Annotated in this window: 19 protein-coding genes; 4 read left to right on the top strand and 15 right to left on the bottom strand. The window is 62.5% G+C overall.

The features are described 5' to 3' along the window. Positions 1-23 precede the first annotated feature (23 nt). Positions 24-1,118 (top strand): IS630 family transposase, encoded by a 1,095-nt coding sequence (locus M5C96_RS04725; protein WP_272563777.1) that lies wholly within the window; start codon positions 24-26, stop codon positions 1,116-1,118. A 59-nt stretch (positions 1,119-1,177) separates the two neighbouring features. On the opposite strand, the gene M5C96_RS04720 is transcribed toward M5C96_RS04725, so the two are convergent. The 6 genes from M5C96_RS04720 to M5C96_RS04695 all read right to left on the bottom strand — a co-directional run bounded on the left by M5C96_RS04720 (position 1,178) and on the right by M5C96_RS04695 (position 9,501). Continuing rightward, entirely contained in the window at positions 1,178-2,299 is a 1,122-nt protein-coding gene (locus tag M5C96_RS04720; RefSeq protein WP_272567524.1) for a peptidoglycan-binding domain-containing protein, read from the bottom strand. Positions 2,300-2,417: 118 nt separating this feature from the next. Continuing rightward, on the bottom strand, positions 2,418-3,674 hold the full coding sequence (locus tag M5C96_RS04715) for a Zn-dependent hydrolase (RefSeq protein ID WP_272567522.1): 1,257 nt from the start codon (positions 3,672-3,674) through the stop codon (positions 2,418-2,420). Between the two features lie 27 nt (positions 3,675-3,701). Beyond that, on the bottom strand, positions 3,702-5,171 hold the full coding sequence (gene hydA, locus M5C96_RS04710; RefSeq protein ID WP_272567521.1) for a dihydropyrimidinase: 1,470 nt from the start codon (positions 5,169-5,171) through the stop codon (positions 3,702-3,704). 38 nt (positions 5,172-5,209) lie between these two features. Beyond that, on the bottom strand, positions 5,210-6,700 hold the full coding sequence (locus M5C96_RS04705) for an NCS1 family nucleobase:cation symporter-1 (RefSeq protein ID WP_272567520.1): 1,491 nt from the start codon (positions 6,698-6,700) through the stop codon (positions 5,210-5,212). A gap of 94 nt (positions 6,701-6,794) precedes the next feature. After that, positions 6,795-8,102: an NAD-dependent dihydropyrimidine dehydrogenase subunit PreA gene (gene preA / locus M5C96_RS04700; protein ID WP_272567519.1), complete on the bottom strand. Its 1,308-nt coding sequence runs from the start codon at positions 8,100-8,102 to the stop codon at positions 6,795-6,797. Positions 8,103-8,151: 49 nt separating this feature from the next. Beyond that, positions 8,152-9,501 carry an NAD(P)-dependent oxidoreductase gene (locus M5C96_RS04695; RefSeq protein WP_272567518.1) on the bottom strand — a complete coding sequence of 450 codons (1,350 nt, stop codon included), beginning with the start codon at positions 9,499-9,501 and terminating at the stop codon, positions 8,152-8,154. Between the two features lie 307 nt (positions 9,502-9,808). On the opposite strand from M5C96_RS04695, the gene M5C96_RS04690 reads away from it, so the two are divergent. The 3 genes from M5C96_RS04690 to M5C96_RS04680 all read left to right on the top strand — a co-directional run bounded on the left by M5C96_RS04690 (position 9,809) and on the right by M5C96_RS04680 (position 14,575). Then, complete coding sequence (locus M5C96_RS04690; protein ID WP_272567516.1) at positions 9,809-10,546, top strand: TetR/AcrR family transcriptional regulator; 738 nt, start codon at positions 9,809-9,811, stop codon at positions 10,544-10,546. A gap of 169 nt (positions 10,547-10,715) precedes the next feature. Continuing rightward, positions 10,716-12,713 carry a tetratricopeptide repeat protein gene (locus M5C96_RS04685; RefSeq protein ID WP_272567514.1) on the top strand — a complete coding sequence of 666 codons (1,998 nt, stop codon included), beginning with the start codon at positions 10,716-10,718 and terminating at the stop codon, positions 12,711-12,713. A gap of 20 nt (positions 12,714-12,733) precedes the next feature. After that, positions 12,734-14,575 carry a glycosyltransferase gene (locus M5C96_RS04680; protein ID WP_442867358.1) on the top strand — a complete coding sequence of 614 codons (1,842 nt, stop codon included), beginning with the start codon at positions 12,734-12,736 and terminating at the stop codon, positions 14,573-14,575. Positions 14,576-14,584: 9 nt separating this feature from the next. Here M5C96_RS04680 and M5C96_RS04675 read toward each other — a convergent pair whose 3' ends face one another. The 9 genes from M5C96_RS04675 to asnB (M5C96_RS04635) all read right to left on the bottom strand — a co-directional run bounded on the left by M5C96_RS04675 (position 14,585) and on the right by asnB (M5C96_RS04635) (position 26,463). After that, on the bottom strand, positions 14,585-15,664 hold the full coding sequence (locus M5C96_RS04675; RefSeq protein WP_272567513.1) for a glycosyltransferase: 1,080 nt from the start codon (positions 15,662-15,664) through the stop codon (positions 14,585-14,587). Beyond that, on the bottom strand, positions 15,661-16,803 hold the full coding sequence (locus M5C96_RS04670; RefSeq protein ID WP_272567511.1) for a hypothetical protein: 1,143 nt from the start codon (positions 16,801-16,803) through the stop codon (positions 15,661-15,663). Before M5C96_RS04670 ends, M5C96_RS04675 begins: the two co-directional genes overlap by 4 nt. Positions 16,804-16,807: 4 nt before the next feature. Continuing rightward, entirely contained in the window at positions 16,808-17,962 is a 1,155-nt protein-coding gene (locus M5C96_RS04665) for a glycosyltransferase (protein ID WP_272567509.1), read from the bottom strand. A 7-nt stretch (positions 17,963-17,969) separates the two neighbouring features. After that, on the bottom strand, positions 17,970-19,856 hold the full coding sequence (gene asnB, locus M5C96_RS04660) for an asparagine synthase (glutamine-hydrolyzing) (RefSeq protein ID WP_272567508.1): 1,887 nt from the start codon (positions 19,854-19,856) through the stop codon (positions 17,970-17,972). A 2-nt stretch (positions 19,857-19,858) separates the two neighbouring features. Then, positions 19,859-20,935, bottom strand: coding sequence for a glycosyltransferase (locus tag M5C96_RS04655; protein ID WP_272567505.1), 1,077 nt, complete (start codon positions 20,933-20,935; stop codon positions 19,859-19,861). Then, positions 20,932-21,795: an NAD-dependent epimerase/dehydratase family protein gene (locus tag M5C96_RS04650; RefSeq protein WP_272567502.1), complete on the bottom strand. Its 864-nt coding sequence runs from the start codon at positions 21,793-21,795 to the stop codon at positions 20,932-20,934. The genes M5C96_RS04655 and M5C96_RS04650 overlap by 4 nt, the downstream gene beginning before the upstream one ends. Then, positions 21,792-22,829 (bottom strand): glycosyltransferase, encoded by a 1,038-nt coding sequence (locus M5C96_RS04645; RefSeq protein WP_272567500.1) that lies wholly within the window; start codon positions 22,827-22,829, stop codon positions 21,792-21,794. Before M5C96_RS04645 ends, M5C96_RS04650 begins: the two co-directional genes overlap by 4 nt. A gap of 231 nt (positions 22,830-23,060) precedes the next feature. Next, the gene (locus M5C96_RS04640) at positions 23,061-24,581 is read right to left on the bottom strand and encodes a glycosyltransferase (protein ID WP_272567497.1); all 1,521 of its coding nucleotides are present in this window, start codon (positions 24,579-24,581) and stop codon (positions 23,061-23,063) included. Next, complete coding sequence (gene asnB, locus M5C96_RS04635) at positions 24,574-26,463, bottom strand: asparagine synthase (glutamine-hydrolyzing) (RefSeq protein WP_272567495.1); 1,890 nt, start codon at positions 26,461-26,463, stop codon at positions 24,574-24,576. The genes M5C96_RS04640 and asnB (M5C96_RS04635) overlap by 8 nt, the downstream gene beginning before the upstream one ends. Positions 26,464-26,465 lie beyond the last annotated feature (2 nt).

Here is a 26,465-nt window from a genome sequence, read left to right as displayed (position 1 = left end):
CGGGCCATCCTTGAGGTGCCGCCATGCCCAATGCAACGACCCGAACAGAAATTGCGCTTAGTGAAGTGGAGCGCGCGGAACTGACGTCCATGGCGCGATCACGTTCGCTGCCAGCGGCGTTGTCGCTCAGGGCGCGCATCGTGCTGACTTGCGAAGGCACAGATAAAGCCAGCACCGCGGTTGCGCAGGCTCTGGGGATCAGTCGTAGCACTGTCACCAAGTGGCGCGGGCGCTATGCGCGCCATCGCATTGCAGGGCTTTACGACGAGTTGCGCCCGGGTCGCCCCCGCACGGTAGATGACGAGCGTGTTGCTGAGTTGATTACCAAGACGTTGCACACCAAGCCTGCTGATGGGGGTACCCACTGGAGCACCCGCACGCTGGCCGCCGATACGGGCATCAGCAAGAGCACGGTGGCGCGCTATCTGCAGACCTTCAACCTCAAGCCGCACCGGGCCGACAGCTTCAAGCTGTCGACCGATCCGCTGTTCATCGAGAAGCTGCGCGACGTTGTGGGGCTGTACCTGAACCCACCTGACAACGCGCTGGTGCTGTGCGTGGACGAGAAGAGCCAATGCCAAGCTTTGGAGCGTACGCAGCCGATGCTGCCAATGGGGTTTGGCTATGTCGAAGGTGTCACGCACGACTACGTGCGCCACGGCACCACCACCTTGTTCGCGGCCCTGAACGTGATGAATGGCCAAGTGATCGCGCAGTGCCGGCCCCGGCATCGTCATCAAGAGTTCCTTGCCTTCCTGCGCGCCATCGACAAGGCAGTGCCCGACGAACTGGATGTGCACTGCATAGCTGATAACTACGCCAGCCACAAGCATCCAAAGGTGCGCGCTTGGTTGGCCGAGCGGCCTCGCTGGCACATGCACTTCGTTCCGACCTATTCAAGCTGGCTCAATCAGGTCGAGCGCTTCTTCTCGATCATCACCACGCGGGCAATCCGCCGTGGCTCGTTCACCAGCGTGAAGGATCTGATCAACAAGATCGACACATTCATCGCGAATTACAACCAGTCCTGCCAGCCGTTTACTTGGACAGCTACAGCAGACTCCATCCTCGAAAAACTCGCCAGACTATGCGGGCGAATTAACGGGACAGGACACTAGGCGCCAGCCGCCAGTGGGCGCGGACGACCGACTCGAAGCCGGCAGCCGTCCGGCAGCCGTTACTGGCTCAACTGGGCCGCGGTGGCGGCGTCGAGCCGGCCGGTAATGGGCAGGCCCCGCTCCTTCTGGAAGGCACGCAGGGCGGCCGCCGTCTTGGCGCCCATGGCACCGTCGGGCGTGCCGGTGTCATGCCCCAGGGCGTTCAGCTTGGCCTGCGCATCGCGCAGCGACAGGCCGCCGGTGGCCGCCGACACGGGCTGCGCGCGCGGCGCCGAGGTCTGCGACGGCGCGGCGCCGCCATCCACCCCCAGGCGACCGCCGCCGCCCAGGCCCTGGCCCTTGACCGACTGGGCCTTGTAGCTGCGCAGCGAACGCACCATCTGGTTGAAGGCGTCCATGAAGGCCGCGGCGATCACCTTGCCTTCGGCCGTGTTGCTGTAGCCGCCCAGGCGCGCGCCGCCCGATCCGCCGAACAGCTGGCCCACGGCGCCGAAGTCGGTCTTGGAGGCGCTGCCTTCGGAGGCTGCCACCTGCACGCCGGAGCGGTGGTCGATGAGGGTGAGCAATGCGCTCGCTTCCTTGGTGTTCAGGCTGCCGCCCAGCGCACCCAGCAGGCCGCCCGCGCGCCCGCCCAGCAGGCCGCCCAGCGATGCGGAGGCGCCGCCCGCGTTGTTGTTGTTGAACACGATCTCGGGCGACAGGCCGTAGTCGGAGGCGACCATCTGGCCCTTGCCGAAGTTGCTGCCGCCGCGCATCTCTCCGGATTGCATGATGGCGCGCTCGCGGTCCATGGCTGTCATGCCGGCCGCGCCGCGCTCGATCACGACGAAGCAGTTGGACTGCTGCACCAGCAGGCGCAGCAGGTTGGCCGTGGGCGGCAGGCGGTATTCATTGCGCAGAATGGTGTACCAGCCGGCCTGCTGGTTCTCGATCAGCGAGACGGTGCCCAGCGGCGATTCGCAGCGTTCGAGCTCGCTGCTGGCGCCTTCGGTGGCGCCACCGGTTGCGCTGCCTGTGGCCACGGTCTTGGCATCGGGGCTGCCCATGCGCATGTTGGTGGTCTCGCAGCCGGCCAGGGCCAGCGCGGCCACCACGGTGGCGGCCACGAGGGTCGCGCGGGCGGGGGTGGAAGGGAAGAAGGCGGAGGCAGCGCGCCCATCGGGCCGGTTCGGTGTCGTCATGGAAGGCATGGCTTCAAGCAAAGCGTTGAACGTTATGCGCTGAAGGGGCCTGCCACAACCCCACCGGGGGAGGGTTGCTGTAACACGGCGGCAGGCCGCCACCCCGGCCCCGCACCATTCAGGTGCCGGCGCGTTCCAGCATGGCATGCAGCAGCACGTTGCAGCCGGCGGTGATGTGCTCGGGTTGGGCGTCTTCGATCTCGTTGTGGCTGATGCCGTCCTTGCACGGAATGAAGACCATGCCCGCAGGTGCCAGGCGCGCCATGTAGACCGCGTCGTGCCCCGCGCCCGACACGGCCGGCATGTGGCTGTAGCCCAGGCTGGCGGCGGCCCGGCCGACCGCGTCCACGCAGTCGGGGTGAAACACCTGCGCGGGGTAGCTGGACACCAGGTCGATCTGGATCGGCAGGCCGGTTTCGGCGCTGAGGCGGGTGGCCACGTCGCGGATGTCGCGGTCCATGCTTTCGCAATCGGCGTCAGTGGCGTTGCGCAGGTCGATGCTGAACTTGACCTGGCCGGGGATCACGTTGCGGCTGTTGGGGTGCACCTGCACCATGCCCACCGTGCCGCGACCATGCGGCGGATGGCGGTGCGCGCAGGCCACCACCTCCTGCATGAGGCGCGTGGCGACCTGCAGCGCATCCTTGCGCAGGGCCATGGGCGTGGGGCCGGCATGGGCCTCCATGCCGGTCACGGTGCAGTCGTACCAGCGGATGCCGAGCACGCCCGTCACCACGCCGATGGTCTTGTCGTGGTCCTCCAGCACCGGGCCCTGCTCGATGTGGGTCTCGAAGTACGCGCCGATGGGGTGGTCGCCGGGCACCTGATCGCCCACGTAGCCGATGCGCTCGAGCTCGCCCTTCACCGTCTTGCCTTCGGTATCGGTGGCGGCGTAGGCATGCTCCAGGGTGAAGGCCTTGGCGAACACGCCCGAGCCCATCATCACGGGCACGAAGCGGCTGCCTTCCTCGTTGGTCCAGAAGGCCACCTCGATCGGCGCCTCGGTCTCGATGCCGTGGTCGTTCAGCGTGCGCACCACCTCGATGCCGGCCAGCACGCCGTAGTTGCCGTCGAACTTGCCGCCCGTAGGCTGGGTGTCGATGTGGCTGCCGGTCATGATGGGCGGAAGGTTGTTATTGCGCCCCGGGCGGCGCATGAAGCCGTTGCCGATCTGGTCGATGGTGACGGTCATGCCGGCCTCGCGCGCCCAGCGGGTGACGAGGTCGCGGCCCTGCTTGTCCAGATCGGTGAGGGTGAGGCGGCAGACGCCGCCTTTGGGCGTGGCACCGATCTGCGCCAGCTCCATGAGGGAATCCCACAGGCGCTCGCCGTTGACGCGCAGGTGGCTGATGTCGGTTCGGGTGGTCGTGTCCATGGTGTTCTCCGGATGCGTGGGCGGCCGTCAGCGGGCGACCGCCGTGGGGGCGAGGTCCTGCGCGCGCTTTTGCACGGCCTGGAACTGGGGGCCGAACGCGGGGCGCTTGATGTAGCGGCCCCGGCCCGGCTCGGCGCGCAGGTCGCCGTTGGCGAACACCACGCGCCCCTGGCTGATGGTGTGACTGGGAATGCCGCGCACGGTGCGGCCCTCGAAGATGTTGAAGTCGCCCTTGCTGTGCTGCGTCCTCGCAGAAAACGTCTTCGTGCCTTGCGGGTCCCAGAGCACCAGGTCGGCATCGGCCCCGGCGCCGACGAAGCCTTTGCGCGGGTAGATGTTGAAGAGTTTGGCCGCATTGGTGGAGGTGATGGCGACGAACTCCGAGGGCGTGAGCCGCCCGGTGTTCACGCCGCCGTCCCAGATGGCGGCCATGCGCTCTTCCACGCCGCCCGTGCCGTTGGGGATCTTGGCGAAGTTGTCGCGGCCCATGGCTTTCTGCGCAGCGCAGAAGGTGCAGTGGTCGGTGGCCGTGGTGTGCAACTGGCCCGATTGCAGGCCGCGCCACAGCGCCTCCTGGTGGCCGCCCGAGCGGGGGCGGAACGGCGGGCTCATCACGTGGGCGGCGGCGGTGGCGAAGTCCGGGTCGCGGTACACGCTGTCGTCGATCAGCAGGTGACCGGCCAGCACTTCGCCGAACACGCGCTGGCCCCGGGCGCGGGCGCGGGCGATGGCCTCCGCCGCTTCGGCGCAGCTCACATGCACCACGTAGATGGGCACGCCCAGCACGTCGGCGATGGCGATGGCGCGGTTGGCCGCCTCGGCCTCCACCATGGGCGGGCGGGCCAGCGGATGGCCCTCGGGACCGGTGATGCCCATCTTGGCCACCTCCTGCTGCAGCAGGTAGACGAGTTCGCCGTTCTCGGCGTGCACGGTGGGCATGGCGCCCAGCTCCAGCGCGCGCCGGAAGCTGTTCACCAGCGTTTCGTCGTCGCACATGATGGCGTTCTTGTAGGCCATGAAGTGCTTGAAGCTATTGACGCCCTCTTCCTGCACCAGCGTGCCCATGTCGGCCCGCACCTGCTCGCTCCACCAGGTGACGGCGACGTGAAAGCCGTAGTCGGCCGCCGATTTCTCGGCCCAGCCGCGCCACTTGCGGTAGGCGTCCATCATGGGCTCCTGCGGGTCGGGGATCACGAAGTCGATGATGCTGGTGGTGCCGCCCGCCAGGCCTGCCGCCGTGCCGGTGAAGAAATCGTCCATGGTGACGGTGCCCATGAAGGGCAGCTGCATGTGCGTGTGCGGATCGATGCCGCCCGGCAGCACGTACTGGCCGCTCGCATCCAGCGTCTCGGCACCGGCAGGCGCCTCGCCCGCCACATCGGGGCCCACGGCGGCGATGCGGCCGTCCACGCACAGCACGTCGGCGCGCTCTTCGCGGTCGGCATGAACCACGGTGCCGCCGCGGATCAGCACGGCGTTGGAAGGGGTCGGGCTCATGGCAGGTCTCCTGAAAGATGAAGGGGTGCCCGCCGCGCTCAGGCGCGGCGCAACGGAGTGGGCGCCAGGTGCGCCTGGCCGGCCATGCCCAGGCGGTACACCACGGCGGCAATCGCCAGGCCGATGAACCAGGCATAGGCATAGATCTGCTTGAACACCTCGCCCACGCCGGGGAAGGTGGCGGGGAATGCCGCGTTCAGGAAGCCGGGAATGTTGGGCGCCACGCCCAGCACGAAGGCCACCACGGCCACCGCATTCCAGCCGCCGCGGTAACGGTAGGCGCCGCGCTCTTCGTACAGCGCGGCCACGTCCAGCTCGGTGCGGCGCACCAGGTAATAGTCCACCATCAGGATGCCGGCCACCGGCCCCAGTAGCGCCGAGTAGCCGATGAGCCAGGTGAAGATGTAGCCCTGGGTCGATTCCAGGATCTTCCAAGGCATCATCGCGATGGCGATGCCCACGGTGATGTAGCCGCCCACGCGGTAGCTGATGCGCGACGGGCTCAGTGCCGAGAAGTCGTAGGCCGGCCCCACGAGGTTGGCTGCGAGGTTCACGCTGACGGTGTCGATCAGCAGGATGATGAGCGCGATCAGCACGGCCGCGCCCGTCATGCGGCTGGCCAGGTCCACCGGGTCCCACAGCGCCTTGCCGTAGATGACCACCGTGGCCGAGGTCACGAACACCGCCAGCGCGGCCAGCAGTCCCATGGGCACGGGCAGGCCGATGGCCTGGCCCACCACCTGATCGCGCTGCGACTGGGCGAACCGCGTGAAGTCTGGAATGTTGAGCGCCAGCGTGGCCCAGAAGCCCACCATGGCGGTCAGCGACGGCCAGAACACGGCGCTGAACTGCCCCGCCTTCTTGCCGCCGGGCGTGAACTGCGAGGGCTGGTCCAGGATGGGCCCGAAACCGCCCGCCTTGTCATACGCCCACCACAGCAGCAGAAAGCAGATGACGATCTTGATCGGCGCCGTCCACGTTTCGAGCTTGCGGATGGACTCGATGCCGTGCACCACGAAATAGAACTGGATGGCCCAGAACACCAGGAAGCACACCAGCTGGCCCAGGTTGATGCCCAGCCCCGCGATCTTGTCGCCCTCCAGGGGGTGCCCGAGGAGCACACCGGCCAGCGTGTAGATCATCATGCCGCCGAACCAGGTCTGGATGCCGTACCAGCCGCAGGCCACCAGTGCGCGCAGCAGCGCCGGCAGCTTGGCGCCGCGCGTGCCGAACGAGGCACGCGCCAGCACCGCGTAGGGAATGCCGTACTTGGCCCCCGCATGGCCGATGAGCAGCATGGGCACCAGCACGATCAGGTTGCCCAGGAACACCGTGCCCACCGCCTGCCCCCACGACATGCCGCTGTCGATCAGGCTGGCGGCCAGCGTGTAGGCGGGGATGCACATCACCATGCCCACCCACAAGGCCGCGAAGTGGTACCAGCGCCAGGTGCGCTGGTGCGGCTGGGTGGGCGCCAGGTCGTCGTTCCACAGTTCGTTGCTGGCACCGGGGGCATGCAGGGTCTTCATGGGGCGGTCTCCGAGACGTTGCAGACAGGCTGGCAGGCGGGAAGCGGGCGCGAAGGTGGGCAACAGCGCGGGCAATGGGCCGCGGCAGCGCGGCTCAGGCGGCCACGCGCTGCGGGTTGTTGGGGTGCATGGTCCAGTTGGCGTACTCGCCCGTCACCACCTTGCCGGTGCGCGCATCGACCTCGCCGGGCGCGAGGCTGCGCAGCGTGATGCATTCGGGCACGGGGCAGATCGAAACGCACAGGTTGCAGCCCACGCATTCGGCCTCGTTCACCTCGAACAAGCGCACGCCGCCTTCCTTGGTGAAGGTGATGGCCTGGTGCGAGGTGTCTTCGCACACCACATGGCAACGGCCGCACTGGATGCACGAATCCTGATCGATCACCGCCTTGTCGATGTGGTTCAGGTCGAGCTGCTTCCAGTCCTTGACCGTCGGCACGGCCTGGCCGCGGAAGTCGTCGAGGGTGTGGTAGCCGTGCGCGTCCATGAAGTTGGACAACCCGTCGCACATGTCCTGCACGATCTTGAAGCCGTACACCATGGCCGCCGTGCACACCTGCACGGTGCCGCAGCCCAGGGCGATGTACTCGGCCGCATCGCGCCAGGTGGAGATGCCGCCGATGCCGCTGATGGGCAGGCCGGCGGTCTGCGCGTCGCGCGCGATCTCGGCCACCATGTTGAGCGCGATGGGCTTGACCGCCGGGCCGCAATAGCCGCCGTGCGAGCCCAGGCCGCCGGTGCTGGGACTCATGGCCATGCGCTCCAGGTCCACGCCCATGATGGAGTTGATGGTGTTGATGAGCGACACCGCATCGGCCCCGCCGGCCTTGGCAGCGCAGGCGGGCTGGCGCACGTCGGTGATGTTGGGCGTGAGCTTCACGATCACCGGCAGCCGGCTGTAGTGCTTGCACCAGGCCGTCACCATCTGGATGTACTCGGGCACCTGGCCCACGGCGGCGCCCATGCCGCGCTCGCTCATGCCGTGCGGGCAGCCGAAGTTCAGCTCGATGCCGTCGGCCCCCACGTCCTCCACCATGGGCAGGATGCGCTTCCAGCTTTCTTCCACGCAGGGCACCATGAGCGAGACGATCATTGCGCGGTCGGGCCAGTTGCGTTTGACGCGGCGGATCTCGTCCAGGTTGGTCTGCAACGGGCGGTCGGTGATGAGCTCGATGTTGTTGAGCCCGATCACGCGGCGGTCCTGCGACATCAGCGTGGCATAGCGCGGGCCGTTGACGTTGACCACGTGCGGGTCTTCGCCCAGCGTCTTCCAGACCACGCCGCCCCAGCCCGCCTCGAAGGCGCGGGTGACGTTGATTTCCTTGTCGGTGGGCGGTGCGGAGGCCAGCCAGAACGGGTTGGGGCTCTCGATGCCGAGAAAGCGGCTGCGGATGTCTGCCATGGGAAATGCTCCGGGGATGCGGGGTGTTGGAGGGAGAAGGCGCCGGCCGTCAGCCGCGCAGCGCCTCGCTGATGGAGAGGGCGGACACCTTGCCGTGCTCGACCGCCTCGACCGTGAGGTCGCGCCCGCCGGCACGGCAGTCCCCGCCGGCCCACAGCCGCGCCACGCTGGTGCGGCCCATGTCGTCGGTGGCGATGCGCCCGCCCTGCAGGGCCACCGTGGGACCTGCATGCTCGGGCAGGTAACTCTGGCCGATGGCCTTGAGCACCATGTCGGCCTCCAGCGTGAAGGCTTCGCCCGTGTCCACGAGGCGTCCACCCGCCAGGGCCGTGGCCGCGAACCGCATGCCACGCACCACCCCGCCTTCGCTGAGCAGTTCCTTCGGCGCCGCCCAGTGGCGGATGGCCACGCCGTTCGTCTGCGCCCAGCGCTGCTCCACGGCGGAGGCGGACATGCCGTCGGCACTGCGGCGATAGACGATCGTCACCTCTTCGGCGCCCAGCTTGCGCGCCTGCACAGCAGCGTCCACGGCCGTCATGCCGCCGCCGATCACGACCACGCGGCGGCCCACGGGGACGGTCGAAAGGTCCTGCGCCTGGCGCACGTCGGCAATGAAGTCGACCGCGTTGCACAGCCCCTCGACCTGCGGCTCGGCGATGCCCAGCGCATTGACGCCCGCCAGTCCCAAACCCAGGAACACGGCGTCGTAGGCCTGAAGCAGGCTGTCCACGGTGGCATCGCGGCCCAGAACCTGATTGCAGCGCACCTCGATGCCGCCGATGGACAGCAGCCATTCGATTTCCTTTTGCGCGAAGCCGCCCGTGGTCTTGTAGCTGGCCAGGCCGTATTCGTTCAAACCGCCCAGCTTGGGGCGCGCCTCGAACAGCACCACGTCGTGCCCGCGCACCGCCAGGCCATGGGCGCAGGCCAGCCCTGCGGGCCCCGCGCCCACCACAGCCACCCGACGGCCCGTGGGCGCGGCACGGGTGAACAGGGGCGCGCCCGGGTCGGCAAAGTACGCATCGGTGGCGCGGCGCTGCAGCGCGCCTATCTCCACCGGCTTGTCGTCATGCGAGTTGCGCACGCAGGCCTGCTCGCACAGCACCTCGGTCGGGCAGACGCGGGCGCACATGCCGCCGAGCGGGTTGGCCTCGAGAATGGCGCGGGCCGCGCCGCGGTCGTTGCCCTGGGCGACGCGGTGGATGAACGCGGGAATGTCGATGCCGGTCGGGCACGCCGTGGCGCACGGCGCATCGAAGCAGTAGTAGCAGCGCTCGGCCTCCACCAGAGCCTGCGCCTTGGTGAGCGGCGGATGCGCGTCGCCGAAGTTCACGGCGTAGTCGGCCAGGTTCAGGCGTGCGGCATGAATGCCGCACGCGCGGTTTGCGGTCGTTTCCATCGGGAGTCCTCGGGGCGAAGGGTCAGGGACGGGAGATCAGGGGCGGGAAAGGGGCGCGCGAACACGGCGGGGCGCGTGGGCGTGGCGCTTGCGGCGTTGGCGGGGCCAGGCGCAGGCGACCGGGCGGCCGCACATCGGAACAGTCTGCAGAGGTTTCATCGGGGGGCCTCGCTGTCGTGGTGCAGGTGTCTTCGGCGGTGCCGTGCCCTGCTGGTTTTCAATTTACCAATCAGTAAAAATTTACCAATCGGTAAAATCCCCTAGTGCAAACACCGTGCCAGCGAAAACACCCCGCAGTCGTTCCACAATGGTGCAAATGAGCCCTTCGCCCAAGCCCTCCCGCCCCGCACCTGTGCGAACGCTCACCGCCCTGCAGCCCCCCGCGCCCGATGGAGCGCCCGCCGACCCGGGGCGCCCGCCCACCGCCTCGCGGCTCAAAAAGGAACAGGCCATCCTCACCGAGGCGGAGACGCAGTTTGCGCAGTTCGGTTTCGAGGGCGCGTCGCTGGAGAGCATCGCCGCGGCCATCGGGCTGAGCCGCCACAACCTGCTGTACTACTTTCCGAGCAAGGAGGCGCTGTACCTGCGCGTGCTGGACGACGTGCTCAACCAGTGGCTGGCCGGCATGGAAGAGATGTCCCATGGCGATGATCCGCACGAGGCGCTGCGCCGCTACATCCGCGCCAAGCTGCGCTCGTCGCTGGAGCGGCCGAACGCCGCCAAGGTGTTCGCCAAGGAGGTCATCGCCGGTGCGCCGCGCTACGCGGGCGTGATCGCCGAACGCGTGGGCCCTGTGCTCAAGAACGATGTGCGCACCTTCGAGCGCTGGGCGCGCGAGGGCCGCATCGCCAAGGTGAATTTCACCCACCTCATGTTCATCATCTGGTCCGTGACCCAGGCCTACGCCGACCAGCAGGCCCAGTTCGCGCTGCTGCTGGGCAAGCCCGCGCTGACCGAGCGCGACTACGACAAGGCGGAGGAATTGCTCTGCCACCTGGTGCTGCGGGGCCTGGAACCCGGGCCGGCGGCGCCCGTCCAGGACTGAAACCGGGCCGCTGCGAGCCCCTGCGTGTCGCTGGAAAATGGTCGGGCCTGGAGGCACCCCGCATCCGGCGGTGCCAAGCGGGTGCGAAAATTCCATCGCTTAGACTTCCCGGCTGCCTGCGCGCACTGCCACGCACCGCTGCGCCCGTCCACCTGCTTTCTATCCGCCCATGGCCAAACCGTCCATTTCCCTTGCTGTATTCGGCATCGCCGTTCTGGCGGCCGTGCTGGCCATCTACCTGCCCGGCTGGAACCATGCGTTGCTGTTCGACGATCTGCGGCTTTCCGACGGCGCGATCTTCGGTAGCTACGGCAGCCTGCTCACCTTCAAGCAGCGGATGCTGTCGTACGGCAGCTTCATCTGGGTGGACTCCTTGGCCGGCCCCGGCTGGGGCAAGCAGCGGCTCGTGAACATTGCACTGCACCTGGCCACGGTGGCCGCGCTGTATGCGCTGGTGCGCGATCTGCTGGCCCGCACGCGCTTCCCGGAGGAATTCGAATCGCAGCCGCATTTCGGCCTGTCGCAACAGGCGGCGGTGCGGGTGGGCGTGGCACTGTTCGCGGTCAATCCCATGGCGGTGTATGCCGTGGCGTACCTAGTGCAGCGCTCGATCGTCATGGCCACGCTGTTCTCGGTGCTGGCGTGCTGGTGCTTCGTGCGGGGCCTGTCCGGCCGGGGCGTGCTCTGGTATGGCCTGGCCCTGCTGAGCTACGTGGCGGCGGTGCTGTCCAAGGAACATGCGGTCATGGTCGCCGCAATGAGCGTGCCGCTGTACATCCATGTCCGCCGCCCGAGCTGGAAGACGGTCGCCACGCTGGCTGGCGCATCCGCCGCGCTGATCGCGGTGGCAGCGGTGGTCTTTTTCGGCATCTACGGCGAATTCATCGGCAAGCTCTTCGACCAGCGCTCGCTGGACTTCGCCCAGCAGCTGGAGCGCCTGAGCCCGGGGATCACGCAGCGCATGTACCCGCTCAGCATCCTGAACGAGGCGGCGCTCTTCTTTGCCTACGGGTTCCTGTGGTTCTTCCCCAACGTGATGTGGATGTCGGTGGACCTGCGGCCGGCGTTCCCGCTGTCGTATGCCGCATTCCCGCAGATCCTGGGCGTCTTCGGCTATGTGGCGCTGTGGGCCGCCGCGCTCTGGGCCGTGCTGCGCCGCCGCGGGGCGTTGAGCCTCGTGGGCGTGGCGCTGATGTTCCCGCTGCTGCTGTACGTGACCGAGTTCGCGACCGTGTGGGTGCAGGACCCGTTCGTGCTCTACCGCAGCTATCTCTGGGCCATCGCCGTGCCGGTGCTGGTCGCCATCGTGCTGACCGGCTTCAAGCCGAAAACCATTTACGTGCTGGGCTGCATGGTGGGCCTGGTGTTCAGCCTGCTGGCGTTCGAGCGGGTGGAATCCCTGCGGGATGACTACGCCGCCTGGGGCGATGCGGCCGAAAAGATCGATCTGCAGGCATCGCCGAGCGCCGTCGGCCGCTGGCGGCCGTTCCTGAACCTCGGGGCATACCACCTCGATCGCGGCTCGGTGGCCGAGGCCCAGAAGAGCTTTGCCACCGCCGAGGCGCTGGGATCGTTGCAGGGCTCCGCCCGCTTCAATATCGGCGTCGCGCTGCAACAGCAAAAAAAGCACACCGAGGCCTTGGCGGCCTTCGCAGAAGCGGAAAAGCAGGGCTTCACCGACCTGCCGCTGTACTACCACCGGGGCGAGTCCGCCTTCGCTCTGGGGCAGTTCGCCGCGGCGTACGACGCCTTCACGCAGGGCATGACCCGCGCGGCAGAAGGCATCACCGACAAGGAGGTCGAGCGCATGCGCGAATCCATGCGCATGCGCCGCGCCGAAGCCGCCATCGGCGCACAGCGGTACGACGATGCCATCAGCGATTTCAGTGCCTTGATGAAAGCCGCCCCTAACAACCAGCGCCTGATGCTGGGCCTGGGCATGGCGCAGGTGGGCAAGGGCGATGTGAAGGCGGCGATCGCGCTGTTCGACCAGATCATCGCGCGCATCCCCAACGCAGCGCCGGCGTACTACGGTCGGGCCATGGCCCACCGCGCGGCCGGCCGCCTGGACGACAGCCTCAAGGACCTGGACCGCGCCATCGCGATCGATCCGCGCAATCCGCAGTACCCGCAGGTGCGCGCCCAGGTGGCGGCCCTGAAGAAATAGCCTGCGGCAGCGAGACCCCCGTGGCACTGCGCGTCCTGCACATCGGCAAGTTCTTTCCGCCCTATCTGGGCGGTATGGAAGTGTTCCTGGCCGACCTCATCGAAGCCCAGCGGGCCCAGGGCATCGAGGCGTTCGCGCTGGTGCACGGAGCCCCCTTGCCGGACGACCCTCCCTGGCTGGTGCGGGTGCCGGTGCAGTTCAACCTGGTCTATGCGCCCATCGCCCTGGGCTTTCGCTCCGCGCTGGGAAGGGCCATCCGGCGCTTTCAGCCCGATGTGCTGCACCTGCACCTGCCCAACAACTCTGCGCTGTGGGCGCTGACGCTGCCTGCGGCCCGCAAGGTGCCGTGCGTGGTGCACTGGCATTCCGACATCGTCGTCTCGGACATCAAGTTGTCCGTGGCGCTGGCGTATTTTCTGTACCGCCCGTTCGAGCACGCGGTGCTGGACCGGGCGCAGTTGATTTTCGCCACGTCGCCCCCCTACCTGGAGGCCAGCCGTGCGCTGCAGCCGTGGCGCAGCAAGTGCGAGGTCATTCCGCTGGGCATCAACCTGCGCCGCCCTCCCCCGCCCGCTACCTTGCGCAGTGGGCTGCAATGGAGACCCGAAACCCAGCTGCGGCTTCTGTCCATCGGTCGGCTCACCTACTACAAGGGGTTTGAGACACTGATTCAGGCCGTGCAGGCCATGCCGGGGGTCGAACTCGTGATCGCCGGCGAAGGCGAGTTGCGGGTGTCGCTGGAGGCACTGATCCGGGATACCACGCCAGCCGGCCGAGAACCCGCGGTGCGCTTGGTCGGCTCGGTGCTCGATGCGGAAAAGCACGCCTTGCTGGAAGGCTGCGACGTCTTTTGCCTGGCGTCGCGCGAGCGCACCGAGGCGTTCGGCATCGTGTTGCTGGAGGCCATGATGCACAAGCGCCCCTGCGTGGTGACGGACCTGCCCGGCTCCGGCATGCCCTGGGTGGTGGCCTACGCCCATGCCGGGCTGCATGTGCCCATCGAAGACGTGGAGAGCTGGCGCAGTACCCTGGCCCGCCTGCAGCACGACACGCGGCTGCGCGCACAGTTCGGCGAGGCGGGCCATCAGGCACTGCTGAAGTACTTCGACATTGCCCAGTGCGAGCGTGCACTGGCGCACCAGTACCAATACCTGGCCCTGGGCAGCACGCCGGCCGAACCGAATCCGCGCGTACTGGTGGTGATTTCGACACGCAACCACGCGGCCGGCATTCAGCACCTCATCCAGCGGGTGCGATCACTCGTAGGCGCCGACGTGCTGGTGGTGGACAACCGCAGTACCGATGGCACCTGTCACCTCGCGGAGAGCACTGGCGCCACGGTGTTGCGCCCGCTGCTGGCCATGACCACCTGGGGGAGCTTGCAGACGGGGCTTCGCTACGGACTGGCGCGCGGGTACGACGCGGTGATCACCATCGATGCGGAAGGCCGTTACGAGGTGGAGGAGATCTCCAGCCTGTTGTCCCGACGCCAGGAAGGCGATGTGGTGGTGAGCCACTTTTCCACACGGACCAGTTGGGCGCGCCGGCTGGCGTGGAGCTGGTTCCGGTTCCTGACGGGTTTTGCGCTGCACGATTTCGTGTCCGGCTTTCGGCTCTACAATCGCAAGGCTCTCGAAGTCGCGGTCTCCACCGAAGCGACCTTGCTGGACTACCAAGACATCGGCACGTTGCTGCTGATGCGGCGCCAGGGCCTGCGCATCAAGGAAGTCGCCTTGCCCATGCACACCGCCAAGGTAGACCGGTCGAAGATCTTCCAGTCCTGGGCCAATGCGCTGCGATACGTTGCGGTGTCGTCGCTGCTGTGCATCGCGCACTGGAGAACCCGCGGCTCGGCCGACTGAGCCCAGGACCTATCGCAGGATCGCCTGCATTCGGTCGATGAAGGCGGCTTCGGTGAATCGCCTGGCGCGTTGCCGGCATTGTGCAGAAAGTCTCTCGCCATGGATCTGCTCAATCCGTGCCACGGCGTCCATCACCGCCTGGGGGGCGGGATCGGGTGCGATGAGCACCCCCGTTTCGCCGGGCAGCACCGTTTCCAATAACCCCCCTTCGGCCACACCGATCACGGGTTTGCCTGCAGCCATGGCCTCCACGGGCGACATGCCAAAATCCTCGTCCACCGGCAGGTAGATCACGCACCGGGCATTACCCACCCAGCGCCTCAGCGCCTCATCGGCCTGCCAGCCGGTGAACCGGATGTTGGGAGCCTCTCCGGCGATCGCTTTCAATCGCTCCAGTTCCGGCCCGCCAGAGAGCACGACCAGGGAGCGATCGGGCATCTGAAGGAAAGCCCGCACGATCACATCCACCCGCTTGTTGGGCACCAGTCGAGCGGTAGAGAGGTAGTAGCCTTCATCGGCCAAAAACCGGAAGTGCTGTGTGGCCACAGGGGGGTAGACCACCTCGGCATCCAGCCCGGTATACCGCTGGAGCCGTGCGCGAACGTTCTCCGAGTTCACGAAAATGCAATCCATACGGCCGATGGCCGCTTCGTACTGCTTGCGGAACCACCGCACGAAGATGGCGTAGAACGGCCGAAGCCACCACGGAAAACCCGCCAACGTGCTGTCGTACAGGTCATAGGCGAATCGGGGAATGGTGTGGCAATAGTAAAAGCGCCGGCCAGACCGCTGCTGGTAGACCGCCAATGGGGCATAGAAGCCGCTGTAGAGCACGGTATGGGCATCGTGCAACCGTCCGGCCCGAAACCGGAAGCACCACATGCTTTCCAGAATGCGCGGCAGGCGCGCAGACCAGCCACCCCGCAACTCCTGCACTTGGGCGGTGGAGGTATCCAGCAAGGGTTGGGCGTCCGGGTAGCACCGGCTGACCAGGGTCTGAAAGTCCGGAAAGGCCTCGGCCAGCGTGAGCGTGACCCGCTCCGCGCCTCCGGCCACCTGCATGAAGTCGTAGAGAAGGTAGTTTTTCATGCCAGCAACATCTCCAGACGGGCCAGCATGGCCTGGGCGCGCACACTCCAGTCGTGGGCTTGCACGAAGTCTTTCGCGAAGCTCGCAGGGCGACCCTGCGCCTGCTCCCGGGCCTGTACGATGGCATCGACAAATGTCCGCGCATCGTTGCCGTAGCAGGCCAGATCACCCATCCCATGGCGCATTGCGCCCAGATCCGTGCTGGCTACACCCAATCCCGTGGCGATGTACTCATAGAACTTCAAGGGACGCTCGACATAGCGCATGCGCCCATCGGCCTCGCAAAAAGGAATCAGGCCGACTTCATGGCTCTGAAGAACCGCTGGCAGTTCCGCACGGCCGACACTGCCGCGCCATTGGAGGTTGACAGGCCATCCGTGCTGCGGTGGCGTACCAGGGGCGTACACCGCAAAGGTCCAATCGGGAAGCAACCGCGCGGCCTGGGCGAGCAAGCCCGTGTCCAGCCAAGCCGTCAGCCCGCCGACATAGACCGCGCTGCGCGGCTGCCGCGCCACCGGGCTTTGCGTGGCAGGCATCAAAAGGCGGGCCTCCACCCCATTGGGAATGTGCACCACCTCACCCCGCGGGTGCAGCGCACGGGCATATTCCGCCAGGGGTTCAGAGACGGCCCAGACTTCATCGAAATCGGGGCCACCCACCATGGACTCGAGCGCATTGATGAGCACGGGGTGCAGGTCGCGGGCGAACCCCTGCGGCCAATCGTTGAGGCGGCAGATCTTGGCGCGGGCCGTGATCTGGTGCAGCAGCAACATGTTGGGTGCGACATCGGCGATGCACGCGTCGAACGGCACGTCGCGCAATGGCGACGGGCAGCGTCGGCCATACGCCTCCAATTGCCAAGGCCACCGCAGAAAAAGCCGATGCGCGGGAAACACCGATTGAAGACTCCACTCGGTGAGACCTTGCGAAATGCCCACTGCTCGCCGCGGCATCCCATGTCCCCATGCCCTCGCCAGCCGGGCATGGCGCTGGCGGCCCACGACGTCCAGCGGGGAGGAGAGCGTGGGCACATAGTCGACCGACCAACCCGCCGCCGCCAACGCTTGCGCCAGATGCTGAGAACCCACCTTGGTGCCGCCGTCGATGAACGACTGGGTTCCGAGAACAAGCGCGCGCATGGTGTCAATGCACCAAGCAGGCACGGTCGGCCAGCAAGCCGCGCACCTCGTCACGAAGCCATTGGCGGGTGGCCGCCGCATTGAACCGCTGGCTGGCCGAGTCCGAAGCGCGCTTCATGGCGTCGATGTCCTGGGGCGTGAGGCGCGAGAGATGCGCGGCCAGGTCTGCTGCTTCGAAACTACCGCTCACCACGCCACAACCCAGTTCGGTCACCAGCGCCTGCATCTCGGGCGACGGACCGATGGCGATGGCCAAGCGTGCCTGCATGAATTCGAAGAATTTGTTGGGCAGTGCATGCAGGTAATTGAAATTGGTGGGGGGCAGCAGGAACAATCCGATGTCATAGCCATTGGTGTGCGCGGCGATATCGCGCATGGGCACTGGCGGAATGAACCGGATGCGCGAATGCCGTGCGGCCCGTTGCTTCAGGGTGGCGAGGTACGCCGGGTCTTGCTCCATCAGCATCAGGTCGAGGCTGAAGCGATCATCCAGATGGTCCATGAGGTCGATCATCACCTCGATCTTGCGCGAGGCGATGGCTGCGCCATGGTGGATCAGCCGAATACGTTCGGCATGCGTTGGCCGCACGGGTAAGCGCTCTGGCTCGGGGCAATTGGGCATGACGGATACCGGAACGCCGTAGCACCGCTCGTACTCGCGCGCGATGCCTGTGCACACGGTACTCATGCGCGCGACCCGCGGCAGCGCATCGCGGCAGGTGGCATCGAAGAAAGGCCCCAGCAACGTGCGCCACGCCCAAAGGTCTTCGAATTCCCGCGGCGCGTATTCGTGCGCGTCCAGCCACACGGGCGCATTGCCGGCCAACCGCAACGCCATCGGCAGAGCCATCACATCGTTGGCCAATACCATGTCAAAACCCGCTGGCACCTGCGCTGCGGACTTCTCCAGCGCGCGGATCTGAGGGTGTTGCCAGTAATAGGCGTCGTAGCGTCGAAAGGCCAGACGCAGCGCATTGCGCAAAACCCCTTTGCGATCCGCACGCGTCTGTTCCACGGAGGTGAAATGCAGCACTCCAGGTGGACGTTCTCCGAACCCCAGCACATGGACTTCATGCTCGTCCTTCAGCGCCCCGTACTGGCGCATCACGCGGGGATCGGAGGCAATGGGTGAAAGCGACAACAGCAGCAGGCGGGCCACGGCAAACTCACCCAGCAAAATGCCGCGCATGCCAGCGCGTGAAGTTGATCCAGCGCCACACTTGCCAACTGAAAGGACGCTGTCCGGCAACGACCTGATCGAACGCCTTCAGCACCTCGTCCTGGCGAAAGAACGGCAAACCCAGCGGATACCGCAACCATTCCCGCACCTGTGGTGCCATTTGCAAAAGCCACGCTTGCTCGGGCGTGGCGAAGCCGATCTTGTCCCGGCGATCCAGCACTTCCTGCGGCACCAGGCCACGCATCGCCCGGCGCAATAGATGCTTGGTCTCACCTTGGGGCGACACCAGGTATTCCTCAGGCAGCGTCAGCAGAAAATCGGCCAACCCCGTCGTGAGGAAAGGGACCCGGCTTTCCACCGAGAACCGCATGGAATTGCGATCGCCATGGCGCAAAAGCCCAGGCAGGCCGACGCCATGCAGCGAACGGGCCAACTCTGCCACCAAACGGCGTCCCGGCGCCGTCTGGGGAGGCCGTTCGCGTGGGAAACGCAGCACCACGCCTGCATCGGACAGTACCTGTCCGTCGAGCCAAGGGGGGCAGGCCTTAGCTCCATTCAAGCGGCGCAACCTTTGGTAGGCGGAATCGCTGGTGTATTCCGCCACCGCAGCCTTGAATCCGTCCAGCGACGCCCTGCCGGGCCAATGCCCCCAATCCCGCAAGAATGCAGCCGCACCCAGCAACTGCCCTTCGTCCAGGAGACTGCGTACGCGCGGCCCAGGGTAGCCGACATAACCGCCGCACAGTTCATCCGCGCCTTGTCCATCGAGCGTCACGGTCACCCCGTGCTCCCGTGCCAGCTGAAACACCCGGTATTGGGCATAAATGCTGGTGCTGCCGAAGGGCTCACCCTGCGTCGCGATCATGTCGTCCAGGTCGGCGGCAAGCTCCTGCGGCGTGATGCTCAGCTTGTGCGACACCGCACCAACGTGCGCAGTCATGCGGTCGACCCATTGCTCTTCCGAAACCGAGTCCCCGGCTGCAATGAAGCTGAACGTATGGATGGTCGCTTCGGGCTCAAGGTGCCGCATGCAACCCACGATCGCGGACGAATCCAGGCCACCCGATAACGCGGCCCCCAGGGGTACGTCGCTGCGCAGATGAAGCCGCACGCTGTCCAACAGATGGCCGCGAAGCGCCTGCGCCGCGTCGTCGATCGTCAGTCGCGGGGCGGGTGCAATTTTGGGTGCCCACCAGCGTTGCAGGTCCAGACGCTGGGATCCCAGGTCGTACGTGAAACGGTGTCCGGGCGGCAGCGCACGCACTCCGGCAAAGAAGGTGCGCTCGCCCGTGTCGTAAGAACCATGCGCCAGGTAGTCATAGGCCACCTGCCAGTCGAGCGCCGGGGCGAACGACCGCAATGCCTGGACCGCCGGGATCTCGGAGGCGAAGCAGAAATTTCGATCATCCTGGTGGTAGTAAAGCGGCTTGATGCCAAAGGCATCGCGGGCGCCATGGAGCAAATTCGTTTCGCGATCGAAGACGACGAACGCGAACATGCCGACAAACCGGCCGAGTGCGGCTTCGCCCCATTGGGCCCAAGCCTGCAACAGCACTTCGGTGTCGGAAGCCGAGTGGACATGCCGGCCCAGCGATTGCAGTTCCGAACGGAGTTCGCGATAGTTGTAGATCTCTCCGTTGAAGACCAGCAAGAATCGCCCGTCCCGGCTCGCCATGGGCTGGTGGGCTGCATCGGTCAGGTCGATCACACTGAGACGGGTGTGCCCGAGGTGCATTTGGCCATCGGGTAACCACACGCTCGACAATCCATGATCGTCGGGGCCCCGGCGCCCCAACGTCGAAAGGCCCAGCTTGAGCCTGGCCTCAGCATTGTCGAGACGGCCAGCGCCATACAAACCAAGAATGCCGCACATGCTTATTTCGCCTTCAACGCTTCTTCGTACTTGGCCACGGTCAATGAAGCGACATGAACGGGGTCATGCCACCTGCGGGCATATTCAAAGCAGGCTTCTGCGTGTCCAGCTAACTTTGCGGGTGAATCCAGTAACCCTTCAAGAACCTCTTCAATGGTGTTCGGATCTGCCTGAATGACAGCTTGAAAAAGCTCTTCGCGCATCGGTGCAGGCACCGCAGGTACATCCCGTTCATCTATCCGCACGACGACAGGCTTTCCCAACATCATCGTCTCGACTGCAAATGCTCCATACCAGCCGATCAGCAATTGGTCTACGACGACATCCGCGGCACCGTAGATTTCAAGCGCCTCGGCATGCGATTTTCCCTCGACCAAAACAAGTTCGATGGCGTCGGGATGCCGCTTGTTAATTTTCTCCACGGCCTTCAGAAGAAACGCGGTGCCCTTGATTTCGCGGTTGGTAGGGGCGTGCGCAACACGCAGGCGACGCCTGGCCTCGTTCCGCAACGGCCTCGCCTTCTCCACAATGGGCACGGCATATGGAAGAAATCCAGAACGCTGGCTCGGCAAGAAGGGGAGCAAGTCGGGATTCAATGCCCAAAGGTGCTGGGCATGGCGTTCCATCTTGATGATTCCAGCCTCGCGGCTCCTGTCGAGGGCTGGCCCGCAATCCCGGACGACGCAGTGCTCACAAGCGCTGAAGCCACCCTTGGCCAGCGTGGGCGATTTCTGACGGGCATCGCACCCGTTGTATGTCGCAAACAAGGCCGCTGTGTCAGGGTAGAAAGGCAACTCAAGGTGCTGCAGATTGATTCCGCGCATCGTGAACAATGACGAGCCCCAGTTGAAGTGAAATACGTCATAGCGCGCTCTCACAGACAGGAACGCCTTGAGCAGGAGGTACCACCTTCCCCATGCCGTGCTGGAACCGCTGAGATCGATGATCGAGTCGGCAGGGTAGTCCAGATAGGACGTCTGAGTCACCAAAGTATCGCTGTGCACGCCCAATGACCGTTCGCCCCTGGAAAGGGCCCAGGCATTGTTGCCAACAGAGGTGGGAAGATGAAGAACCCTCATTGCGAGGCTTCTAGCACCTTTTGAACGCCCTCTTTGAATGGGGTCAGCGGAGAGGTGTAGTGAGAGCGGAACAGGGACGTGTCCCCGATCAGATCTCCTGCCCGCTCACGATCGTTCACGGCCACCTGCGGCAAGGTACCAGCCACTTCGCCAATGATTCCCACCATCTGCCGAATCGAAAGCACCTCATCGCCTGCAAAGTTCATGACCGGCACACCGCGCATCCCTGCCACCATTTCGATGGCCCGCACAGTGTCATCGATATAGATGGGATTGGTTCTCAACCCTTCAGGCTGGGCCTCCGCGGCGCAGGGCTGACGATCGACGGTCACGGTTTCACCCCGTGTCACACGCGTTATGAGATTGGGGATTAGCTTGTCTGTTTGGCCGGGCCCGTACACGCCGAAAATTCTGAGGCACGTCAGGTCCATTCCACCGGCGGCCAGGCGCAAACCTTCCTCGCCCATTATTTTCGATAGCGAATACCAGTTTCCACGGTCCAGCGTGGAATGCTCTTTGAATGCATCAAAAGATGCTTGGTAGACGTTTCCTGTCGATGCATAAATAAACTTGGAAACGTTCGATGCCTGAGCAGCGATCGCGACATGGACTGCACTGACGCAATTGACCGCTAAAAGATGGGGGGCCCGCTGAGGCAACTGCCGATAGAACGGCGACTGAGCGAGATACACCACGACGTCGACCTGTGCCAAATCCAACCCGGACAACAGTCCTGTGGCTGGGTCGATGCCCCCTGCCAGCGAGGAACTGACCTTGTCGACAGAGTGCCCCTGCTTGACCAAATACTCGCAAAGAAACCGGCCTATGTAACCACCAGACCCGACGACACAATATCTCATTTAGACACTCCAAGCTCCGTATATGCCTTGCCCAGACGTTTGGCAAAAGCGTCCATAGAATAATGCTTCTCAATAAAATGGCGACCCTGCAGGCCGCGGCCGAGACGTTCCGATCGACTCGCATTCACCCATGATCGGAGCACCTCTTTGATGTTCTCCGGATTGGCGTTGATAATGGGAGAGTTTTTTGCATCGATAAGATAGCGCTCCGGGTCGCGAATGAAGCATACGACCGGCTTGCTCATGGCCATTGCCTCCAGAGCAAAAAACCCATGAAAGCCCACCATGACTTGATCCACAATAATATCCGCTGTTTGGTAGATCTTGAGGGCCTGCTGATTTGGAACCCTCTCAACCAGCACGAGCTCTACAGCCAGTCCTTCGGCAGATAATTCCGAAACAGCCGCCTCTATGAATCTCGTGCCCTTGAACATACGATGGTTGGGAGCGTGGACAATCCGCACCAATGGTGAATTCAATTCAGAAACAGACTGAATATTTTTATATTTTTCATCGCCAATATCCAGTGGCCAGAAATATAGCGCATTGACGCTTCCCGGAGTGTACTCAATCATATCACCCATTGAGAAAACTGCCACGCATTTATCTCGCGCATAATCATATCGAGGTCTAAACAAGCCCTCATCACAGATACACGCTGAATTTTGAGCAGTGCAGTCTGTACAGCAGTTCGGATCTCCCAGCGAACGGGTGATGCGCTGGGTGCGGCAATCTCCACCATAGGTCCACGCGAAAACATCTACTGACAACAATTTATAGGCGAAAAGTTCCAGTTTATTGAAGGATCGCATCTTCGCGTTCGGCAAGATACCCCCATCCAAATAAATATGAACACGATCAGCGATCAAACAAATGATCCAAAAAGCAATATATCTATATTGCGTATTAAAAATTCGCCCAAGAGGAAGCCTTTGAAGATCGAAATCGAATTTATTGGTGATGAAATAGGTATGGGCAACCACCGAATAAGACCTGGCACCTGTCAACCTCTCCGAGTTGGAGTTGATTGCCATATTTAGAATGGGTGCACCAGTCCAAATACTGATAGGCGTTCGCCCCAGAGCCCACTTCAATGGCAGCCTCAGCACCGCAATCAAGGGCAATACAAGGATAGAAACCGAGTTGAGGAGAGAAATCATTCCTCCACGAAAAATATACATCGGCCAACCTAAAGATCTTGAATCGACATGCACGTCATGGCAATATAACCACCTCTGCAGTCAATGAATAACTCTTGTCCAAAGTTACGCGGCGATTTCTTTAATCAACCCGACGAGGCGCTCGGCGATCAATTTATTGGAATGATGCTGCAAATACCATTCTCGAGATTCATTCTCAACGCTATTGCGATAGGAAATATCACTCGCGAGTTGTTGCAGACAAGCGGCAACATCAGCATGCGACTCCACGCTAATTAGTGGTGGAATGACATCGAAGCAAGCCCTGTGCGGCTCCGGGTCGATATGACACAGTGTCGCCTTTCCACACATCAACGATTTGGCGGCCAAGCTCCCGAAAGCACCCACACCGATTTGATCCACTACAACGTGAGACAGACTGATCATCTCAATCATGTGCTGATTGGGTAAGACTGGTATCCAGACCACGGCATCTTCAATGCCCAATTTCTTGATAAGCCGTCGGCTCTGATCTATCGTCAATCCCCATTCCGTAAGAACCAAAACAGTTTTGACCTTTGATGTTTTTTTAAACTTTGCGAAGCCTGCAATGATTTTATCGTTTCCCTTTTCCCAACTGGGATCACGATGCCTGTCCCAATGGTGCCTAGCGGGATGAAAGACGATGAAGTCCTGTCCGTGAAGGCGCTCAGTACAACTGGGCGGAAGCTGGACCTTCTGAACCTCCTCGTTGATCGGGTGAGGAATAAATCGATAGTCTTTTAACTGCAACGTCTTTGCGGCCTTGATGTTGTCGCAGTTGGTAATAATTACTTTGTCTGCAGCTTTATAAACGGCTTTGCAAATTCGCCCCAGAGCATCATCAACAAATGGAATCTTCCTGATCGTTCCATGCTCAAAGGCAATGTATTTTTTATTGCATATCAGCGGATAAATTCCGTCTATGGAATATCCGATAACTGCATCATATTTCTTAAAAACCCGTTCCCACAAAGCTTGATGAAAAAAATAAGGGACTGCCTCTGAGCGCCTCAGGTCACATTTGGTACGTTTATTGATCTGATCCAAAGTAACGCGTATTTTTGCGAATCGATCCCCACCATTTTTTTTTAGTGCAGATTCAGCATAAAAATGCAAGCGACACATGACATGCAGGATCGGCACCGAAACCTTCGTCAGCAGGTTGACCAAGGATTTCTGTTTGGATCCGAAAAGTTTCGTCCAAGCATCCGTCAAAAGAAGCTCAAGCGTTCCCCCAAATGCGTGGCTGTGCGCTGTCCCGATGATTCGCGACAGGCGCCCCATCTTCTGCTCTGGAGCCGCAGCGTCTCCAGCCAACTCAGCCAGAATTTGACCTAAGGCACCTGAATGAAACCAATTCGGCCTTTTAAAGCCTTGCAAATCCAGACTGGCCCAATCAGGATTGAAGTGATCGATTCCCTCAAAATCAAATACCGCGTCTTCCCATTCTGGCGTACCCATGATATGATAATAATCTGCACAAATCACATCTGATTCCACCTCATGCTGGAGAAGCAATTTTGCGTTAAGATAAGCATTATTAGCAATATTGCCAATATGCAATACCTTATAGGATCTTCCCGCGGAAGAAATTCTCTTATTCATTTTTTATAAATTGTCTGATCATTGACTCCAGACTGATCAGTGACCAGATCTGTAAGCGGTGATTCATTTCTCCGCTGCCGTGCTGCCTGACGATCTCACTCACATAGTCACGGTTCAAGTATTGATGGGTCAACGCATTAGGACTGAGTAAAGTACGCTTGACATAATCAATACTTTCACCTTTGAACCAGCTCGCATCTGGAGCAGAGAAGCCCTGCTTTTCGCGATCCGTGATTACAGGAGGCAACAAGCGCTGCATCACCTGGCGTAAGAGCAGCTTCCCATCTTTGGTTTTCTGAAAATATTTGGCGGTCTTGGCTCCGGGTTCATTTTCATTCAGCTTGACGACTTCACCCAGATTTCCGAGCTTCATCCGTGCTGGCAATTGCATGGAAAAATCCACCAGATCATTGTCCAGGAATGGAACTCGCGTTTCAATGCCATGGGCCATGCTCAATTTATCTTCAACCACCAGCAAACCATGGAGGAACGTCCTGGCTTCAAAGTACAGGGAGTGATTGATATAGTCTTCCGGTCGGCCAATGTTTTGAGGTCGCTGATGAAAGACGGACTTGAACAAGTCTCGCGAATCAATGTGCTGAACCTCTGCCCACACAGGAGCCAGCGCGGCGGACATTCTTCCCTGGGGAATCAAACGCTGCCAGAAAGCGTGGTATTTATCTATATAGTGATCAAAGTCATTATTAACCACCGCCCTATAATATCGCCACGGATATCCACCGAAGAGTTCATCGCCACCGGCACCGGACAGCACAACTTTGACAAATTTGCTGGCCAACTGCGCCGCATAATAATTCGGATAACTTTGCCCTACGCGCGGCTCTTCGATGTGCCACGCCAACTTGGGCATGACTCGCTCCATATCTCCCGCCTTGAGCACCATTTCATAATGCTCGGTTTTGAAGAGATATGACATGTATTCAGCCGTCGGGCGTTCATCAAACCCCAGTTCAATCCCTGAAGCCGAGTTCAAATCGAAACCGCAGGTGAACGTTTTCATGTATGGGATCTGCTGGGCGGCGACTGCTGTGATGGACCCGCTGTCCATGCCACCACTCAAATAAGATCCAATGTCTACGTCACTGACCAGCTGCCGGGAGACAGCCTGCACGAACAGGCGATCCAGCTCTTCTGCATATTCCTCCAAATTTCGTGGAGATTCAGGCTCGACGAATTCATAGTCCCAGTACCGCGTAAACCTGGCTTCAGCAGATCCAGTATTGCTGCTTTTCACCGTTGCAAAGGTGCCAGCAGGAAAAAGACTGATGCCACTGAATATCGTTCGATCAGCAAGGAAATTTTGAAAACTCAGATATTCAAACAACCCGATGGAATCGACCTTAGGATCAACAACTCCATGTGCAAAAATTGCCTTGATTTCAGACCCAAAAACAAATGACTTTCCAGAGTTGTGATAATAAAGCGGCTTGACCCCATAGCGATCGCGTGCGAGCGTCAAAGTCTTTTCAGCATTGTCCCAAATTGCCAACGCGAACATGCCGTTGAGGCGGCTGAAACATTTCACGCCCCATTCGACAAATGCGTAAAGCAGGACTTCCGTATCGCTATGGGTATGGAAATGGCGGCCCAAGCTCTCCAGTTCCATACGGATTTCTTTGAAATTGTAGATTTCCCCGTTGTAGGTAATAACGTAACGGCCATCTTCGGAGGCTTTGGGTTGGTGCCCCCCGGGCGAGAGGTCGATAATGGCAAGACGTCGATGGCCTAAGGCCAAAGCTTCATGAACATAACTTCCTTCGCCATCTGGTCCCCGGTGCGCAATCGCATCGGTCATGCGTTTAATCACCACCGCCGAGGCTGGGTATTGGTCCGTGTTGAAATAACCCGCGATGCCGCACACGT

The sequence above is a fragment of the Acidovorax sp. GBBC 1281 genome (genome assembly GCF_028473645.1).
Classification (GTDB): Bacteria; Pseudomonadota; Gammaproteobacteria; order Burkholderiales; family Burkholderiaceae_C; genus Paracidovorax.
The sequence above is the reverse complement of the archived record's forward strand: the minus strand, read 5'-3'. Positions and strand labels throughout refer to the sequence as shown.

What these genes read in the sequence shown, in the direction of transcription:
- M5C96_RS04640 (WP_272567497.1), bottom strand. Translation starts at nt 24,581, where the DNA reads ATGAATAAGAGAATTTCTTCCGCGGGAAGATCCTATAAGGTATTGCAT.
- M5C96_RS04655 (WP_272567505.1), bottom strand. Translation starts at nt 20,935, where the DNA reads ATGAGGGTTCTTCATCTTCCCACCTCTGTTGGCAACAATGCCTGGGCC.
- asnB (WP_272567508.1), bottom strand. Translation starts at nt 19,856, where the DNA reads ATGTGCGGCATTCTTGGTTTGTATGGCGCTGGCCGTCTCGACAATGCT.
- M5C96_RS04650 (WP_272567502.1), bottom strand. Translation starts at nt 21,795, where the DNA reads ATGAGATATTGTGTCGTCGGGTCTGGTGGTTACATAGGCCGGTTTCTT.
- preA (WP_272567519.1), bottom strand. Translation starts at nt 8,102, where the DNA reads ATGGCAGACATCCGCAGCCGCTTTCTCGGCATCGAGAGCCCCAACCCG.
- M5C96_RS04725 (WP_272563777.1), top strand. Translation starts at nt 24, where the DNA reads ATGCCCAATGCAACGACCCGAACAGAAATTGCGCTTAGTGAAGTGGAG.
- M5C96_RS04670 (WP_272567511.1), bottom strand. Translation starts at nt 16,803, where the DNA reads ATGCGCGCGCTTGTTCTCGGAACCCAGTCGTTCATCGACGGCGGCACC.
- M5C96_RS04645 (WP_272567500.1), bottom strand. Translation starts at nt 22,829, where the DNA reads ATGGCAATCAACTCCAACTCGGAGAGGTTGACAGGTGCCAGGTCTTAT.
- hydA (WP_272567521.1), bottom strand. Translation starts at nt 5,171, where the DNA reads ATGAGCCCGACCCCTTCCAACGCCGTGCTGATCCGCGGCGGCACCGTG.
- M5C96_RS04715 (WP_272567522.1), bottom strand. Translation starts at nt 3,674, where the DNA reads ATGGACACGACCACCCGAACCGACATCAGCCACCTGCGCGTCAACGGC.
- M5C96_RS04690 (WP_272567516.1), top strand. Translation starts at nt 9,809, where the DNA reads ATGGTGCAAATGAGCCCTTCGCCCAAGCCCTCCCGCCCCGCACCTGTG.
- M5C96_RS04675 (WP_272567513.1), bottom strand. Translation starts at nt 15,664, where the DNA reads ATGAAAAACTACCTTCTCTACGACTTCATGCAGGTGGCCGGAGGCGCG.
- M5C96_RS04695 (WP_272567518.1), bottom strand. Translation starts at nt 9,501, where the DNA reads ATGGAAACGACCGCAAACCGCGCGTGCGGCATTCATGCCGCACGCCTG.
- M5C96_RS04705 (WP_272567520.1), bottom strand. Translation starts at nt 6,700, where the DNA reads ATGAAGACCCTGCATGCCCCCGGTGCCAGCAACGAACTGTGGAACGAC.
- M5C96_RS04720 (WP_272567524.1), bottom strand. Translation starts at nt 2,299, where the DNA reads ATGACGACACCGAACCGGCCCGATGGGCGCGCTGCCTCCGCCTTCTTC.
- M5C96_RS04685 (WP_272567514.1), top strand. Translation starts at nt 10,716, where the DNA reads ATGGCCAAACCGTCCATTTCCCTTGCTGTATTCGGCATCGCCGTTCTG.